Origin of the sequence: Marixanthomonas ophiurae (genome assembly GCF_003413745.1) — a bacterium.
GTDB classification, from domain to species: Bacteria; Bacteroidota; Bacteroidia; order Flavobacteriales; family Flavobacteriaceae; genus Marixanthomonas; species Marixanthomonas ophiurae.
Map to the genome: position 1 here is coordinate 1,967,461 of NZ_QVID01000001.1, position 14,521 is coordinate 1,981,981.

At 34.6% G+C, this 14,521-nt stretch carries 14 protein-coding genes; 4 read left to right on the top strand and 10 right to left on the bottom strand.

The window, feature by feature from the left end; translation table 11 throughout:
• Positions 1–530 precede the first annotated feature (530 nt).
• Both DZ858_RS09040 and DZ858_RS09045 read left to right on the top strand, forming a co-directional pair.
• Positions 531–1,304 (top strand): sensor histidine kinase, encoded by a 774-nt coding sequence (locus DZ858_RS09040; RefSeq protein ID WP_117159228.1) that lies wholly within the window; start codon positions 531–533, stop codon positions 1,302–1,304.
• 36 nt (positions 1,305–1,340) lie between these two features.
• Entirely contained in the window at positions 1,341–1,976 is a 636-nt protein-coding gene (locus DZ858_RS09045; RefSeq protein ID WP_117159229.1) for a response regulator transcription factor, read from the top strand.
• 4 nt (positions 1,977–1,980) lie between these two features.
• On the opposite strand, the gene DZ858_RS09050 is transcribed toward DZ858_RS09045, so the two are convergent.
• Entirely contained in the window at positions 1,981–2,502 is a 522-nt protein-coding gene (locus DZ858_RS09050; RefSeq protein WP_117159230.1) for a DUF7935 family protein, read from the bottom strand.
• A gap of 30 nt (positions 2,503–2,532) precedes the next feature.
• Positions 2,533–4,146, bottom strand: a complete 1,614-nt coding sequence (locus tag DZ858_RS09055; RefSeq protein WP_117159231.1) for an FMN-binding glutamate synthase family protein — start codon at positions 4,144–4,146, stop codon at positions 2,533–2,535.
• Between the two features lie 187 nt (positions 4,147–4,333).
• On the opposite strand from DZ858_RS09055, the gene DZ858_RS09060 reads away from it, so the two are divergent.
• A complete protein-coding gene (locus DZ858_RS09060) occupies positions 4,334–6,655 on the top strand; it encodes an ATP-dependent helicase (RefSeq protein WP_117159575.1) in 2,322 nt (773 codons plus the stop codon).
• 15 nt (positions 6,656–6,670) lie between these two features.
• Here DZ858_RS09060 and DZ858_RS09065 read toward each other — a convergent pair whose 3' ends face one another.
• Positions 6,671–7,606: an alpha/beta hydrolase gene (locus DZ858_RS09065; protein ID WP_117159232.1), complete on the bottom strand. Its 936-nt coding sequence runs from the start codon at positions 7,604–7,606 to the stop codon at positions 6,671–6,673.
• Between the two features lie 118 nt (positions 7,607–7,724).
• Complete coding sequence (locus tag DZ858_RS09070; protein ID WP_117159233.1) at positions 7,725–8,606, bottom strand: alpha/beta hydrolase; 882 nt, start codon at positions 8,604–8,606, stop codon at positions 7,725–7,727.
• 140 nt (positions 8,607–8,746) lie between these two features.
• On the opposite strand from DZ858_RS09070, the gene DZ858_RS09075 reads away from it, so the two are divergent.
• Complete coding sequence (locus DZ858_RS09075) at positions 8,747–9,364, top strand: L-threonylcarbamoyladenylate synthase (RefSeq protein WP_117159234.1); 618 nt, start codon at positions 8,747–8,749, stop codon at positions 9,362–9,364.
• On the opposite strand, the gene DZ858_RS09080 is transcribed toward DZ858_RS09075, so the two are convergent.
• From DZ858_RS09080 to DZ858_RS09105, 6 genes are all read right to left on the bottom strand, one after another.
• The gene (locus DZ858_RS09080; protein WP_117159235.1) at positions 9,361–9,702 is read right to left on the bottom strand and encodes a hypothetical protein; all 342 of its coding nucleotides are present in this window, start codon (positions 9,700–9,702) and stop codon (positions 9,361–9,363) included. The genes DZ858_RS09075 and DZ858_RS09080 overlap by 4 nt on opposite strands.
• A gap of 4 nt (positions 9,703–9,706) precedes the next feature.
• Positions 9,707–10,189, bottom strand: a complete 483-nt coding sequence (locus DZ858_RS09085; RefSeq protein WP_117159236.1) for a nuclear transport factor 2 family protein — start codon at positions 10,187–10,189, stop codon at positions 9,707–9,709.
• Between the two features lie 71 nt (positions 10,190–10,260).
• Positions 10,261–11,121 (bottom strand): OmpA/MotB family protein, encoded by an 861-nt coding sequence (locus DZ858_RS09090; RefSeq protein ID WP_117159237.1) that lies wholly within the window; start codon positions 11,119–11,121, stop codon positions 10,261–10,263.
• Positions 11,122–11,205: 84 nt separating this feature from the next.
• Entirely contained in the window at positions 11,206–12,198 is a 993-nt protein-coding gene (locus DZ858_RS09095; RefSeq protein WP_117159238.1) for a glycosyltransferase family 2 protein, read from the bottom strand.
• An 89-nt stretch (positions 12,199–12,287) separates the two neighbouring features.
• Positions 12,288–12,662 (bottom strand): PUR family DNA/RNA-binding protein, encoded by a 375-nt coding sequence (locus tag DZ858_RS09100; RefSeq protein ID WP_117159239.1) that lies wholly within the window; start codon positions 12,660–12,662, stop codon positions 12,288–12,290.
• A 64-nt stretch (positions 12,663–12,726) separates the two neighbouring features.
• Positions 12,727–14,481, bottom strand: coding sequence for an ABC transporter ATP-binding protein (locus DZ858_RS09105; protein WP_117159240.1), 1,755 nt, complete (start codon positions 14,479–14,481; stop codon positions 12,727–12,729).
• Positions 14,482–14,521: the final 40 nt, after the last annotated feature.

Consider the following 14,521-nt stretch of genomic DNA (forward strand, 5'->3'; position numbering starts at 1 on the left):
ACTGTTTTAAAGTACTTTGTTTGGATATTGATTTATACTTTCATAAATGAGGTTTCAGCAAAGTATGTATATTATTGGGTGGATAAAAATGCAATAATGTACAATGTATTTAATACCATTTATTTTCTCTATTTTTTTTACGTATTCTGGAATTTTATCAGGAGTAAAACCTATAAAAATTGGATTGTTTATAGTGTAATTTTATTTTCAATTGTTACACTAATCAATGTATTTATAATTGATATTCTTGAAGAGACTTTAATGTACAGTTATATTACTGGTTCCTGCTTGATTATATTTTGTATAATTTTGTATTATATTGAAATACTTTCAGATTCTAGAGTACTGCACATAAAAGAAGATCTCCTTTTTTGGATTAGTATCGGGTTGTTGCTGTTTTATGTAGGATATATTCCTATAAAAATATCGAGAACTTTCTTTGCCACTAATATGGATGTTTTTCTAACCTTATTCAATGTTCAGCGAACTCTAATAGTCATTATGAACAGTTGCTTTATAATAGGTTTTCTATGGACCAAAAAGAAATAGCTGGTTTAGTTTCGGTTTTAATCCTACTTGTTTTAGTAGTGGTTATAATTACGCTATTCACTGTCTTTGTTCGTCGGAAAAATAAATTACTAGAAGAACAGGAACGAACCAAAAAAGCTTTTGAAAAAGAACTTTCAGAAACCCAGATTGAAATTCGCGAAGAAACCCTACGTAATATTAGCTGGGAACTGCACGATAACATAGGACAATTAATGACACTCGCCAAAATACAGGTGCAATTGGCCAAAAACCGGCCAGAAACCTTAGAAGAAGTAGCAGATACAATTGGGAAAGGTATTCACGAACTGCGCACCCTATCAAAATTAATAAACCCAGAAGCCTTAAAAAGCCTTAATTTGGTTGAAGCTCTTAATTTGGAAATAGAACGCTTTAACCGGTTGGAGTTTATTAAATCTAATATTTTGGTTACAGGTAAAGAGTATGAAATTGATAATGAAAAAGAAATTATTATTTTCAGAATTTTGCAGGAGTTTTTCTCAAATACCATAAAACATTCTAAAGCTTCACATCTAAATGTAGAGGTAGATTATAGACCAGATCAACTTGTAATTTCAGCTATTGATAATGGAGTAGGGTTTACTAGTGATGGTGATTTTTCTGGGATTGGCATGAAAAACATGAAAAATAGAGCAAAAGTTATTGGGGCAGATTTTAAGATTACTTCAGAAAAAAACAAAGGAACTGCTTTAAAACTGAACTATAAATATGATTCCAATGAACTTGATGTTTTTTAACACACTCAATAGTAGATATTTATGTAACTTAGATGTATGAAAAACAAAGTTGTAGTAGTAGATGATCACACTTTATTGCTCGAGGCGATAGGTGGTTTGGTACGCGAATTTGAAAACTTTGAGGTATTGTACTTATGCAAAAACGGACAAGAATTTATAGATAAGCTTAAAATACCTAGTAATATTCCAGATGTGGTATTAATGGATATCAATATGCCGTTGTTGAATGGTATTGAAACCACGAAGGTTTTAAATGATAAATTCCCTCAAGTAAAAGTATTAGCATTATCGGTTGAAGAGAATGAAAAGACCATTTTAAAAATGTTACGAGCTGGAGCAAAAGGGTATTTAATGAAAGATACCAAAAAAGAAATTTTGGAAGAAGCCCTTAACCAAGTTATCGAGAAAGGTTATTACCATACCAATACTATTTCAAAGTTATTAATAGGTTCGCTAACTAAAGATGAAACAGCGGTACAATTAAAAGAACGGGAAGTAGAGTTTATAAAACACGCCTGTACCGAAATGACTTACAAAGAAATAGCCGGAAAAATGTTTTTGAGTCCCAAAACCATTGAAGGGTACCGTGACTCCATTTATGAAAAACTCAATCTAAAAAACAGAATTGGCTTAGTGCTTTATGCGATTAGGAATGGATTATTTGAACCTTAAGTAGTTAAAGTAACTCCCCAACTTCCTTTTTAACGTATGTAAGTGCTTTTTGTGAAGGGGTTACTTCTTCCATAAAATGGCGTAACACCCATTCTTGCATGGTGTTTGCTGTATTTCCGTTTTCATGCATGGCTCCTTGTCGTATAACATGAATAGTAGCGTTTTTTGCAGCTTGTATTAAATTCCAACACTCCAGAGAAACATAAATTTGTTGAGTGATATTATGTTCAAACTCTTGTTCAATATTTTTTATTAATAATCTTTCATAATCTTCCACACTTTCTGAATAAGGTTTTACCCTTACTAGCAGTTTGTTTGGGTCAATCCGTTCCAATAAAAGTGTTAACCGTTCGTAGGCCTGCAATCGTGTGGGTAGTAATTTGTTTTGGGCTTCTTTTTGTATTAAATATCTGCGTCGGCCTTCTTCGTTGGCTGTATGCCCTTTAAAAAAATAATAGGCAACAATACCAACTACAATAGCAGGTAGTAAAAAGGCCACATAACTTATAAGCTGTTCTATTTCCATTGATGGGTGTTTTGATGATAAAAATAAAAATTAATACCGAACCTTGTTTTTCTTTTTCATATCTTTTACATGCTTCTTTTCTTCTTTTCTATGGTAATTACCACCTAGATATGGGCTATCTTGTAAGCTTTGCATACTTTCAAAAGGAACAGATGTTTTTACATAGGTAAAGGTTTGTGCAAGATTTTTCATTAAATTTCGATCACCTAGGGTAATTTCTACATCATCCATAGTAAGTTGACAAGGGTGTTCATAACCACAAGCGTGTGTCATTTCAAGAAACTCTTTTCTAAAATTTTTAAAATAGAAATGTGTTCTAACAGATTTATCATCAATATTGATACCTCGTTGCAACCATTTATTTTGTGTAGCCACTCCACTTGGGCACGTATTGTTGTGACATTGTTGTGCTTGAATGCAGCCAATAGATAGCATGGCTTCACGTGCAACATTAATACAATCTACACCCATTGAAAATGCCATTACTGCTCGAGCAGGAAAGCCTAACTTACCACTGCCAATAAAAACAATGCGATCACATAGGCTATGTTTTTTAAAAATTTGATATACTTCAGCGAAGCCAAAAATCCAGGGAAGTGCTACGTGGTCTGCAAAACTAGGTGGGGCTGCACCTGTGCCACCTTCACCGCCATCGACTGTTATAAAGTCTGGACCTTTACCAGTTTCTTCCATTATTTCAGCAAGCTTTTTCCAGTCTTCCAGTTTTCCCACTGCCGATTTAATCCCTACGGGTAATCCGGTAGCTTCTGCAATATCTTCAACAAAATCAATTAACCCTTCAATGCCCTCAAAAGCAGTATGTGATGGTGGTGAGATTACATCTTTCCCCATGGGTACGTGACGAATTTCAGCAATTTCAGCAGTTATTTTTGATCCAGGTAAAACACCGCCCTTACCAGGTTTTGCCCCTTGTGATAGCTTTACTTCGATAGCACGCACTTGTGGATTATCATTAACGAGCTGGATCATTTTTTCCATAGAAAAACCTCCTTTTCCGTCCCTAACTCCAAAATAACCAGTGCCAAAGTGAAAAATAACATCGCTTCCTGTTTTATGATAAGGAGACAAACCACCTTCACCTGTATTGTGGTAGGCACTTGCAAAACCACACCCACGGTTTAATGATTCAACTGCTCTAGCTGAAAGCGAACCAAAACTCATGGCCGAAACATTAATTACCGATGCCGGTCTGTAGGGTTTTTGCCTTCTGCCTTCACCCATTACCTTAGCACACGGTAAAAAGTAGGGGTCATTTACATTAGGATGTCCTTTTTTTAATTTATAGGGTAGCATTGCATTGTTAACAAAAATGTAATTAGGCTCATAAATATCCCTATCGGTACCAAAACCTTCATAATTGTTTTCATTTTTTGCCGAAGCATAAATCCAACCCCGTTCAATGCGGTTAAAGGGAAGTTCTTCCCGGTTATTAGCTACGATATATTGCCTAAGTTCAGGACCAATGCTTTCTAGCATATACCTAATATGCCCAACGATAGGGAAGTTGTGTAAAATCGTGTGCGTTTTACTAAAAAAAATATCTTTAATGGCAATTAACACTAATACGATAAGAACCCAACCCCACCAAGGAATTGATTTGATAAATTCTAAAAAGGAATCCATTAATAAAATAATTTATGAAGTTATATAAAAGCAACTAATTTTATAATGCTTTTAAAAATTAAAGATACTTGTTTTTGCAGAAAAGACAAGAGACCGTTTTGTTTATAAATTATAGGGAAAGCGCGTATGGTTTTAATTGATTTTAAGTATTTTTCAGCTTCGGAAAATTTCAGAAAAACAAATAGATTTGCAAGAATACCTTCAACAGTTAAATGAAGCACAGCGTGCGCCAGTATTACAAAAAGATGGTGCCATGATTGTAATAGCCGGTGCCGGTTCTGGGAAAACCCGTGTATTGACATATCGAATTGCCTATCTTATGTCGCAAGGTGTTGATCCTTTTAATATTTTATCGTTGACTTTTACTAATAAAGCAGCACGAGAAATGAAAGGGCGAATTTCTCAAATTGTTGGAAGTAGTGAAGCTAAAAACTTGTGGATGGGAACGTTTCACAGTGTTTTTGCAAAAATCCTTCGGTTTGAGGGACATCGATTAGGGTACCCTTCAAACTTTACAATTTATGATACACAAGATTCTCATAGTGTTATTCGGGCTGTAATCAAGGAAATGCAACTGGATAAAGATGTGTATAAATACAAGCAGGTTTATTCCCGTATTTCTTCCTATAAAAACAGCTTAATAACGGTTAAAGCATATTTTAATAATGCTGAACTGATGGAGGCCGATGCCATGGCTAAAATGCCGCGTTTAGGAGATATTTATAATAATTATGTGGAGCGTTGCTTTAAAGCAGGAGCGATGGATTTTGATGATCTTTTGCTTAAAACAAACGAACTGCTTACTCGTTTTCCAGAGGTGTTGATGCATTACCAAAACCGGTTTCGATACATTTTAGTAGATGAGTACCAAGATACCAACCACAGCCAGTATTTAATAGTAAAAGCATTGAGTGACCGGTTTCAAAATATTTGTGTGGTAGGCGACGATGCGCAAAGTATTTACGCCTTTAGAGGAGCAAACATCAATAATATTTTAAACTTTCAGAAAGATTATGACGATGTTAAAATGTATAGGCTAGAGCAAAACTACCGTTCTACCAAAAACATTGTAAATGCAGCCAACAGCATTATTGAAAAAAACAAAACCCGACTTGAAAAAATAGTGTGGACTGCCAATGATGAAGGAAATAAAATAAAGGTAAATCGCACGATGACCGATGGAGATGAAGGTCGCTTTGTAGCCAGTTCTATTTTCGAAACGGCGATGAACAATCAATTAAACCATAATAATTTTGCTGTTTTATACCGTACCAATGCACAATCGCGAGCCATTGAAGATGCGTTGCGAAAACGAGACATTCCATATCGAATTTACGGTGGATTGAGTTTTTACCAAAGGAAAGAGATTAAAGATGTAATAGCTTATTTACGCCTTATTCTAAACCCGAAAGATGAGGAAGCTTTAAAACGTGTTATTAATTATCCTGCAAGAGGGATAGGGCAAACTACAATGGAACGAATCACTGTTGCGGCTAATCATTACAATCGCTCTATTTTTGAAGTAATGCAGAATTTGGATAAGATTAATTTAAAAATTAATAAAGGCACACAAGGTAAGCTCGAAGATTTTGTGACGATGATCCAAAGCTTTCAGATATTTAATAAAAATCAAGATGCTTTTCAGGTTGCAGAGCACGTAGCCAAAAAAACAGGTTTGCTTCAAGAATTGAAAAAAGATGGAACTCCTGAAGGTATAGCACGTATTGAAAATATTGAAGAGCTATTAAACGGAATGCGCGATTTTGTGGAAGAACAAAAAGAGTTAGCAGATACTACAGGGTCTTTAGCTGAATTTCTTGAAGATGTAGCCTTAGCGACCGATTTAGATAATGAGAAAGGTGATGATGACAAAGTAGCGCTTATGACCGTGCATTTAGCAAAAGGTCTTGAGTTTCCATATGTTTATATTGTTGGGATGGAAGAAGACTTATTTCCTAGTGGGATGAATATGAATAGTCGTGCCGAACTGGAAGAGGAACGCCGACTGTTTTATGTAGCTTTAACACGGGCAGAGAAACAAGCTTTTTTAACCTATACACAATCTAGATATCGATGGGGAAAGTTAATCGATGCTGAACCTAGCCGATTTATCGAAGAAATTGATGAGAGTTTTTTAGAATACCTTACTCCAAAAACTGAAAATCGTTTTAAAACTCTTATTGATGCTGATATTTTTGATGAGGTGGACAAAAGTAAATTAAGACTTAATAAACCAAAAGCTGGAACACCACCTTCAAAAGGTCCATCTGAAGCTCAGTTACGAAAACTGAGAAGGTTAAAGCCCGTCTCTAGTGATACCAACAAAAATTTTGATCCTAAAGCAGCTAACCTTGATATAGGAACCATGGTAGAACATGTCCGTTTTGGAAAAGGGAAAATACTTTCTATAGAAGGAAAAGGAGCCGATACAAAAGCAGAAATCCAGTTTGAGAATGGAGGACTAAAAAAATTGTTGCTCCGCTTTGCCAAACTGGAAGTGCTCTCTTAAATTATAGAAACTTATTTATTGTATCTCTAAATATTCATCGATGAATAATGCTAATTCATTATGAAGGTTTTCATAATTAGCTTCTGTCCAATTATTATGGCCGCCATTGTATGTGTGAAAGCTTTTATCAATATTATTATTATTCAACTCTTCTTTTAAAACATAGGCATTGTTAATAGGCACAATAGGGTCATTAAGACCATAAAACATAATGGTAGGACTCGTTTTTTGATCAATTTGATGTGCAGGGCTTAGTATTTCTAGGTTTTCTGAAATATTAGGATATTCATTTTCATCTATTAGCATATCCATTAATTGTTCAAAATCTGGTCTATTTTGATAAAAAGGATCTGTAAAATCTGTAGGGCCTACCATACTGCAAACAAACTTTACTAAGTCACCTTTGTCATATGTGTAGTCATACATCATCGCAATGTGTGCTCCAGCACTGGCTCCTACAAGGCCGAACTCTGGCAAGATCTGTAATTCTTCGTGATTATTATATAGTACTTTAATTAAGGTGTGGAGATCGTTAAATTGATTGGGAAATGCTGGAGTTTGCCGGTTTGCTAATACATAATTCATATTAACAATGGCGTGATCCGGGTTTCGTTCTTGAATATCGGATATATATTTTTCCATTCCTACCTTATCGCCATTTATCCAACCACCTCCGTGCAACAAAATGATAACTTTTGTTTTATTAGACGAATGACCTTCAGGAAGGTATATGTCATAAACTTGTTGCGGATGCTCTCCGTAGGGTAAATTTTCAAAAATGGCTTTGGAAGTACGAAATTTGCTTATAACTGAATGTTCCGATACAGCTTCTTTAATAGCTATAGTATAATTGGATTCTTGGGAAATTTCGGTTCCAATTTCATCTGATGTACACGAAGTGATGACAAGTAAAAACGATAATAAGACGGGGATAAATCGGATGAAATACATAAAAATTAGGTTTAAATGCAAATTTAAACGAAATAATGTTAACAAAAAATTTTCAAAAGACTATTTTGGCTTTCGTAACAGTTTGTTTATAAATGGTTTTACTTTTAGTGATACTCTTTTACTCGAGAATAGGAAGGTGTTCGTTTATAAATGAACTTAACTGTAGCTGTAAGTCTGTATTTGAAGCTTGACTCCAATTACCGTGTCCGCCTTCATAAACAGTAAAACTATTAGAAACCATATCGTTAGACAACTTAGTTTGCAAGGTTTCTCCGTTATTGAGCGGCACCAATGGATCTTCGTCTCCATAGAAAAGTATGGTAGGACTGCTATTTTCGGTTGTTTGTAACGCGGGACTTATAAGTTCGGCAATATTGCTATTTTCAGGGTAAGCAGATTCATCTACCAAAGCATTAAGCAATACTTGAAAATTTGGATTTTCGGTATAAAAAGGATCCGTAAAATCTGTAGGACCCACAATATCACAAATCATTTTTACCTTATCGTCTGTATCATAAACGTAATCGTACTGTAAAGCAATATGTGCTCCAGCACTTGCGCCAATTAAGCCAAATTCGGGGAGCAGTTCTAGTTCTTCACTTTCTTGTGTCAATTTATTAATTACTTTGCCTAAGTCTAAAAATTGATTGGGAAACGCCGGTGTTGAAGGTGGAGCTGCCAATACATAGTTTATATTTACTATAGCATGGTTAGGGTGTTTTTCTTTTAGAATAGGGATATACTCACTCATATCTTCCTTATCACCGTCTACCCAACCGCCACCGTGAATGAGTATGATTATTTTTGTTTTTTCAGAAGAACGTCCTTCTGGTAGGTAGAGATCGTACTTTTGTTTTGGGTTGTCGCCGTATGAAACATTCAGTTGGGTTTCCTCACCCAATGGTTGTTCATTCTCAAAAGTAGGTTTGCTTTCATCGCTACAAGCAGCAAGAAGCAGGCTCATTGTGAAAACAATTATAGTAAGGAAGCTTTTTTTCATAAAAAGTATATTAAGCTTTATTTCCTTAGAACGCTTTATTAATTGAGAGATTGTATATAATATTTTTAAATACTTTTTTTTAAGGGATTTTGAATATACGAAAGAATACAACTATCTTTAAAATACCCAAAAAGGTTATTATGGCAGAATTTATAAAACTATACGAAGAGAATCCAAACCCAAAAGATGTAAAAAGAATTGTAAAAATAATTAGGGACGGAGGTTTGGTTATTTATCCTAGTGATACTGTGTACGCATTAGGGTGTGATATTACAGATAATAGGGCTTTAGAACGTGTAGCTCAATTAAAAGGGGTAAAGCTTGAAAAGGCCAATTTTTCTTTTGTTTGTGAAGACTTGAGTAACCTCTCAGACTACGTAAGGCAAATTAATACCTCTACTTTTAAAATTTTGAAACGAGCATTGCCAGGACCTTACACTTTTATACTTCCTGGTAATAATAACTTACCTACTGTTTTTAAAAAGAAAAAAGAAGTGGGAATACGGGTGCCTAATAATAATATAACTCGTGCTATAGTAAGAGAATTAGGGAACCCGATTGTTTCAACATCCATAAAAGATGAAGATGAAGTTATTGAGTATACAACCGATCCTGAACTTATTTTTGAAAAGTGGGAGAAATTAGTAGACGTAGTAGTTGATGGTGGTTATGGAGACAACGTACCTTCAACCGTTATTGATTTAACAGGTGACGAACCTGTATTGATACGGGAAGGAAAAGGAAGCTTGGAAATTTAATTTTCTCTTAATAAATGTTTAAGGCCAATAAAAATGCTTTGTTCGGCCGCAGTGAATTCATCATCTATATAAAAAAGCTCTTTAATACGTTTAAATAGGGAGTCTATTTCCTTTTTGGTGTAGTTGTACTTTTCTATTGTGTATTCAATTTTTTGAATGCTTTCATAATCACTGTCTTTCTCAAATTCATTGTGAATTTTTTTATAATCGACATTGCTTACTTTAGATTTTATATAGTCTACTTCTTCTTTGGTTTCAATAAAATCTGCGTGCGCACAATATAATAAGATATAAGCTTTTAATTCTTCTCGTGTCCAATTGGTTGTTATTGATTCCATTGTTTTATTTCTTATTATTTTTTTCTTCAAAATCGGTGAGTCGTATGTTGGTTTGTTTATTTAGTTTCTTCTTAAAAAAAGCTGTCCAGCCTAATAAAAAACCAGTGACACCCATAGATTGTTTAGACCATTTGTAGAGATTAAAGCTATCTAGATGGTTTATAATCTTCCCGTCTTTAAACTCAAATTTGGCATTGATAACATTATGCACTTTTCTACCTTTTTTTCCGAAGGTATAATAGGCTTCCCAACGGGCTGTTCCTTTTTCAGGAGTGTATTCTATATGCGTAGTTTTTATTTTAAAATCCTTTCCTTGTTGTGAACTACACAACATGCGCCACATATTTTTTGCTTTTTCTCCCCTTAATATCCCGAAAGCGGGATCTTCAAAAGTTACATCGTCGTGATATGTTTCTACCATGCGTTCGGCATCTAAATGCTCAAAAGCTTGATAAAATTTTTCAATGATATTTTCTTCCTGTTTCATTGTTATTACTAATGTAGCTAAAAAAACCCGGCAACTTGCCGGGTTTTAAATTATTTTAAGATTTTGTAACCTTAGTTTATTTTTGGGTCTTTCAATCCATCTTCAATCATATTATAAAATTGATCGATTTTAGGTAATACTACAATTCGTGTTCTACGGTTTTTAGATTTACCATCAGATGTATCATTACCAGCTAAAGGAACATACTCACTACGTCCACCAGCTGTCATACGGGCTGGAGCAACGCCAAAGTCATCTTGAAGTGTTCTCACTACAGCTGTAGCACGAAGTACACTTAAATCCCAGTTATCTTGAATACATCCTGTACTAATAGGATCAGTATCTGTGTGACCTTCAACTAAAAATTCAAAATCTGGTTTCGCCTTAACAACAGTGGCTACTTTTCCTAGTACCTGACGGGCTTTACTAGTAATTTGGTAACTTCCACTTCGGAATAATAACTTGTCCGAAATATTAACGAAAACAACTCCTTTTTCGACACTTATTTCAATGTCTTCATCATCTAAGTTGCCAATGGCACCTTTTAAACTTTGTACTAAAGCAAGGTTTACAGAGTCACGACGCGTAACTGCATCTTGTAATTTACGTATGGTAAGGTCTTTCTCTTTTAAACTTTCTAATGATTTTTCTAAGTTTGAAGCACCTTTTCTTGTAAGGTCTGTAAAGTCACCAATTTGCTTAATTAAATCACCGTTAGTAGCATTTAATGAAGCTACTTGGCTTTTTAAAGAGTTGTTTGATGCTTCTAATCCTGATTTTTCGGAAAGGCAATCGTTTAATTTAACGGTTGCTGTGTTCAACAAATCTTGTGTTTTTTCTTGCTTGTCCTGTAAATCAGCATATTTCTTTTTCGAAACACACGAAGTAAACAGAAGACCAGAGCAAGCAGCCAGAATCAATATTTTTTTCATAATTATCTTGTTTAAATTGTTACCCAAAATTATCAAAAGCAAGAGTAGCTGGATAACGATTAACAATACTTTAAGTAAAATTTATCAGAGGTCGTTAAAACGTCGCTTGTTTCGGGCAAAATATAACCAAACAACAGTTTTTTTGTTGAAATATTCAAAATTTGAAGCATATAATTTTCTCTTTTTCAGAAAAGTATAAAAAAGAGTATAAAAACTTATGTGTGCTTTAAATATTGCTCCAATGTGTTTAAATTTTCCTTGTATTAAAAATTGGGTTGCAGCTAAACCGTCTAAAAGCATCCTGATTAAGAGTATAAAAAAAACCTTTGGACCTTTTATGTTTTTAAGTAACATAAGTAAGGTATTTCTAAAATTATAAAAGGTCTTTTTTGGATTCTCAGTAGCTAATGTTGCACCACCAACGTGATATACTTTTGAAGCCCCTACATATTTAATTACTCCTCCATTACTTTGCAATCTCCAACAAAGATCGATTTCCTCTTGGTGCGCAAAAAAATCTTCATCAAAACCATTAACTTTTTCAAAAGCATCTTTTTTTATAAATAAGCAGGCACCACTGGCCCAGAAAATTGTTTTTTCGTCATTATATTGACCAGTATCCTTTTCAATGGTATTAAAAATACGGCCCCTACAAAAAGGATATCCTAGTTTGTCAATATATCCACCGGCTGCACCAGCATATTCAAAATAGTCTTTGTTTTTGTAATCGAGTATTTTAGGCTGTGCGGCTACAAGGTTAGGTGTTGTTTTAAAGGCTTCAACAATGGGGGAGAGCCAGTTTTGGGTTACTTCCACGTCACTATTAAGTAATACAAAAATATCTTCCTGTAAGTTTTTAAGTGCCTCATTATAACCTTTGGCATACCCGCCATTTATTTTGTTTTGTATAATGGTAACTTCGGGAAAGTTTACCGCAAGATAGGATACAGAATCATCAGTCGAGGCATTATCAGCTACATAAACTGTTGCTTCTTTGGAAAAAGCCAGCACCGAAGGCAAAAAGGTTTCCAATAACTGCTTTCCATTCCAGTTGAGTATGACTATGGCTATTTTCACGTTTGCAAAATAGTGAAATTTAAGTTTAAAAAATAAAACCGCCCCTGTTGTAGGGACGGTTTTAATATGTTTTTTAAACCTGAGTTGGTTTATATATCGTCAAAACTCACATCAGTAAAATCAGATGCTGCAGAATCCACTTGATTGGTTTCTTCTTGCTCGTCTTTTTTATAGTTTTTTTGGTGACGTTCGCTAATTACTTCTTCACCTTTTTCATTAATGATAAAATCTGTCATTTCTTCAAGGTTATCTCTAAAATCCTGAAAATCTTCTTTATACAAGTAGATCTTATGTTTCTTGTAATGGTACGATCCATCGTCATTTGTAAACTTCTTGCTTTCAGTTATTGTTAGGTAATAATCTCCGGCTTTTGTAGCTCTTACATCAAAAAAATACGTGCGTCTTCCCGCTCGCATCACTTTAGACTGTATTTCTTCTTGCTCCATCGTATGCTGCTCGCTCATTAGTTTTAGGTTTTGTTAAGTTTTTCCAAAAATCTAAAAAAAATAGATATATGACAAGTATTCATTACATTTCTTTTTCTGAAAGTTGCTTAGCATACAATTCTTTATAGTACCCTTCTTCTTTTATAAGTTGATTATGAGTGCCTTGCTGGATTATTTTTCCCTCATCCAGTACAATAGTTTTATCGGCATTCTTGGCTGAAGAAATCCGGTGACTTACTATAATTGTTGTTTTATCTTGGGAAATTTCGTGCAAATTATTTAAAATTTCCTCCTCGGTTTCGGTATCTACTGCGGAGAGGCAATCATCAAACAATAAAATTTGTGGATCTTTAATAATAGCGCGAGCTATCGATACCCGTTGTTTTTGTCCACCACTTAGTGTAATACCACGTTCCCCGAGAACTGTATCGTAACCCTTGCTAAAACCGATAATGTTTTTATGCACTGCAGCCCGTTTTGCAGCTTGTATCACTTCGGCTTCATCGGCTTCTTCTTTACCAAAACGAATGTTGTTTTTAATACTGTCGCTAAATAAAAATGCATCTTGGGGTACATAACCAATGCTGCCTCGCAAACTATCTAAGTTTAATTGTTTAACAGGGGTGTCATCTATTTTTAGATATCCTTTTTGTACATCATACAATCGACCAATTAACTCAAGTATGGTCGATTTACCAGATCCTGTATGGCCAATTATAGATAATGTTTCTCCAGGTTTAACTGTAAATGAAACATCTTTTAAAGCCGTGATATTGGTGTCGGGATAGGTATAGGATAAATTTTCAAACGCTATTTTTCCGCGAATAGGGGTTTCTTTTGCAGTTTGATTTGTAATCTCTGGTTCTTCACTTAAAAATTCATTAATTCGTTTCTGTGAAGCTTCTGCACGTTGTATCATCGAGCTTACAAAGCCTACTACAGCTACTGGCCACGTTAGCATGTTTACATAAATTAAGAACTCCACAATCGTTCCTACTTCAATTTTTCCATCTATAAAACGTTGTCCTCCTATGTAAATTACCAAAATATTACTGGCACCAATTAATAAAATCATCAATGGGAAGAAAAGTGCTTGTACTTTAGCCAGATCTATGTTTTTTTCACGGCTACCTTCAGCTAAATCTGCGAAATTTTCATTGGTGCGTGGTTCAATTCCGTAGGCTTTAATTACAGCCACCCCACTAAAACTTTCTTGTGTAAAGGAGGTGAGCTTTGATAGGTATTGTTGAACGGCTGTACTTTTTTTGTTTATTTCAACACTCAATTTATAAATAAGAACTGAAAGTATGGGCAATGGAGCCACGGCATAAGCTGTAAGTACGGGAGCCGTGTAAAACATATAGCTTATAGCTACCACAAAGAGTGTTATCGTCCTAGTACTATACATCACGGCTGGTCCCACATATAGTCTCACTTTAGATACGTCTTCACTAATACGATTCATTAAATCACCAGTACGGTTCTGTTTGTAAAAGCTTAATGAAAGTCGTTCATACTGCTGAAATATTCTGTTTTTAAGATCGAATTCAACATGACGTGACACAACTATAATGGTTTGCCGCATGAGGAACGTGAAAAAAGCTGAAAGTAGGGTAGCGCCGACAATCAATAAGATATTTTCCAGTAGTTCACTCTTTACATAAGCAAGGTCTGTAATATCACCATTAATATAAGCACGAACTACATCTACGGAATCTCCGATTTTTTTTGGAACAACAATGGTAAAAATAGTGGCAATAATGGTAATTAAAAGCCCTGCTAAAAGGCGACCTCGGTATTTTATAAAATATTGATTGAGATATTGTAACTCTTTCATCTAGCGTTCTAAAATTTATTAACAAATTCTTCTTTTAGCG

Excerpts from the sequence above, each read along its gene's own strand:
- DZ858_RS09040 (WP_117159228.1), top strand. The coding sequence starts at position 531 with ATGGACCAAAAAGAAATAGCTGGTTTAGTTTCGGTTTTAATCCTACTT.
- DZ858_RS09045 (WP_117159229.1), top strand. The coding sequence starts at position 1,341 with ATGAAAAACAAAGTTGTAGTAGTAGATGATCACACTTTATTGCTCGAG.
- DZ858_RS09050 (WP_117159230.1), bottom strand. The coding sequence starts at position 2,502 with ATGGAAATAGAACAGCTTATAAGTTATGTGGCCTTTTTACTACCTGCT.
- DZ858_RS09055 (WP_117159231.1), bottom strand. The coding sequence starts at position 4,146 with ATGGATTCCTTTTTAGAATTTATCAAATCAATTCCTTGGTGGGGTTGG.
- DZ858_RS09065 (WP_117159232.1), bottom strand. The coding sequence starts at position 7,606 with ATGTATTTCATCCGATTTATCCCCGTCTTATTATCGTTTTTACTTGTC.
- DZ858_RS09070 (WP_117159233.1), bottom strand. The coding sequence starts at position 8,606 with ATGAAAAAAAGCTTCCTTACTATAATTGTTTTCACAATGAGCCTGCTT.
- DZ858_RS09075 (WP_117159234.1), top strand. The coding sequence starts at position 8,747 with ATGGCAGAATTTATAAAACTATACGAAGAGAATCCAAACCCAAAAGAT.
- DZ858_RS09080 (WP_117159235.1), bottom strand. The coding sequence starts at position 9,702 with ATGGAATCAATAACAACCAATTGGACACGAGAAGAATTAAAAGCTTAT.
- DZ858_RS09085 (WP_117159236.1), bottom strand. The coding sequence starts at position 10,189 with ATGAAACAGGAAGAAAATATCATTGAAAAATTTTATCAAGCTTTTGAG.
- DZ858_RS09090 (WP_117159237.1), bottom strand. The coding sequence starts at position 11,121 with ATGAAAAAAATATTGATTCTGGCTGCTTGCTCTGGTCTTCTGTTTACT.
- DZ858_RS09100 (WP_117159239.1), bottom strand. The coding sequence starts at position 12,662 with ATGAGCGAGCAGCATACGATGGAGCAAGAAGAAATACAGTCTAAAGTG.
- DZ858_RS09105 (WP_117159240.1), bottom strand. The coding sequence starts at position 14,481 with ATGAAAGAGTTACAATATCTCAATCAATATTTTATAAAATACCGAGGT.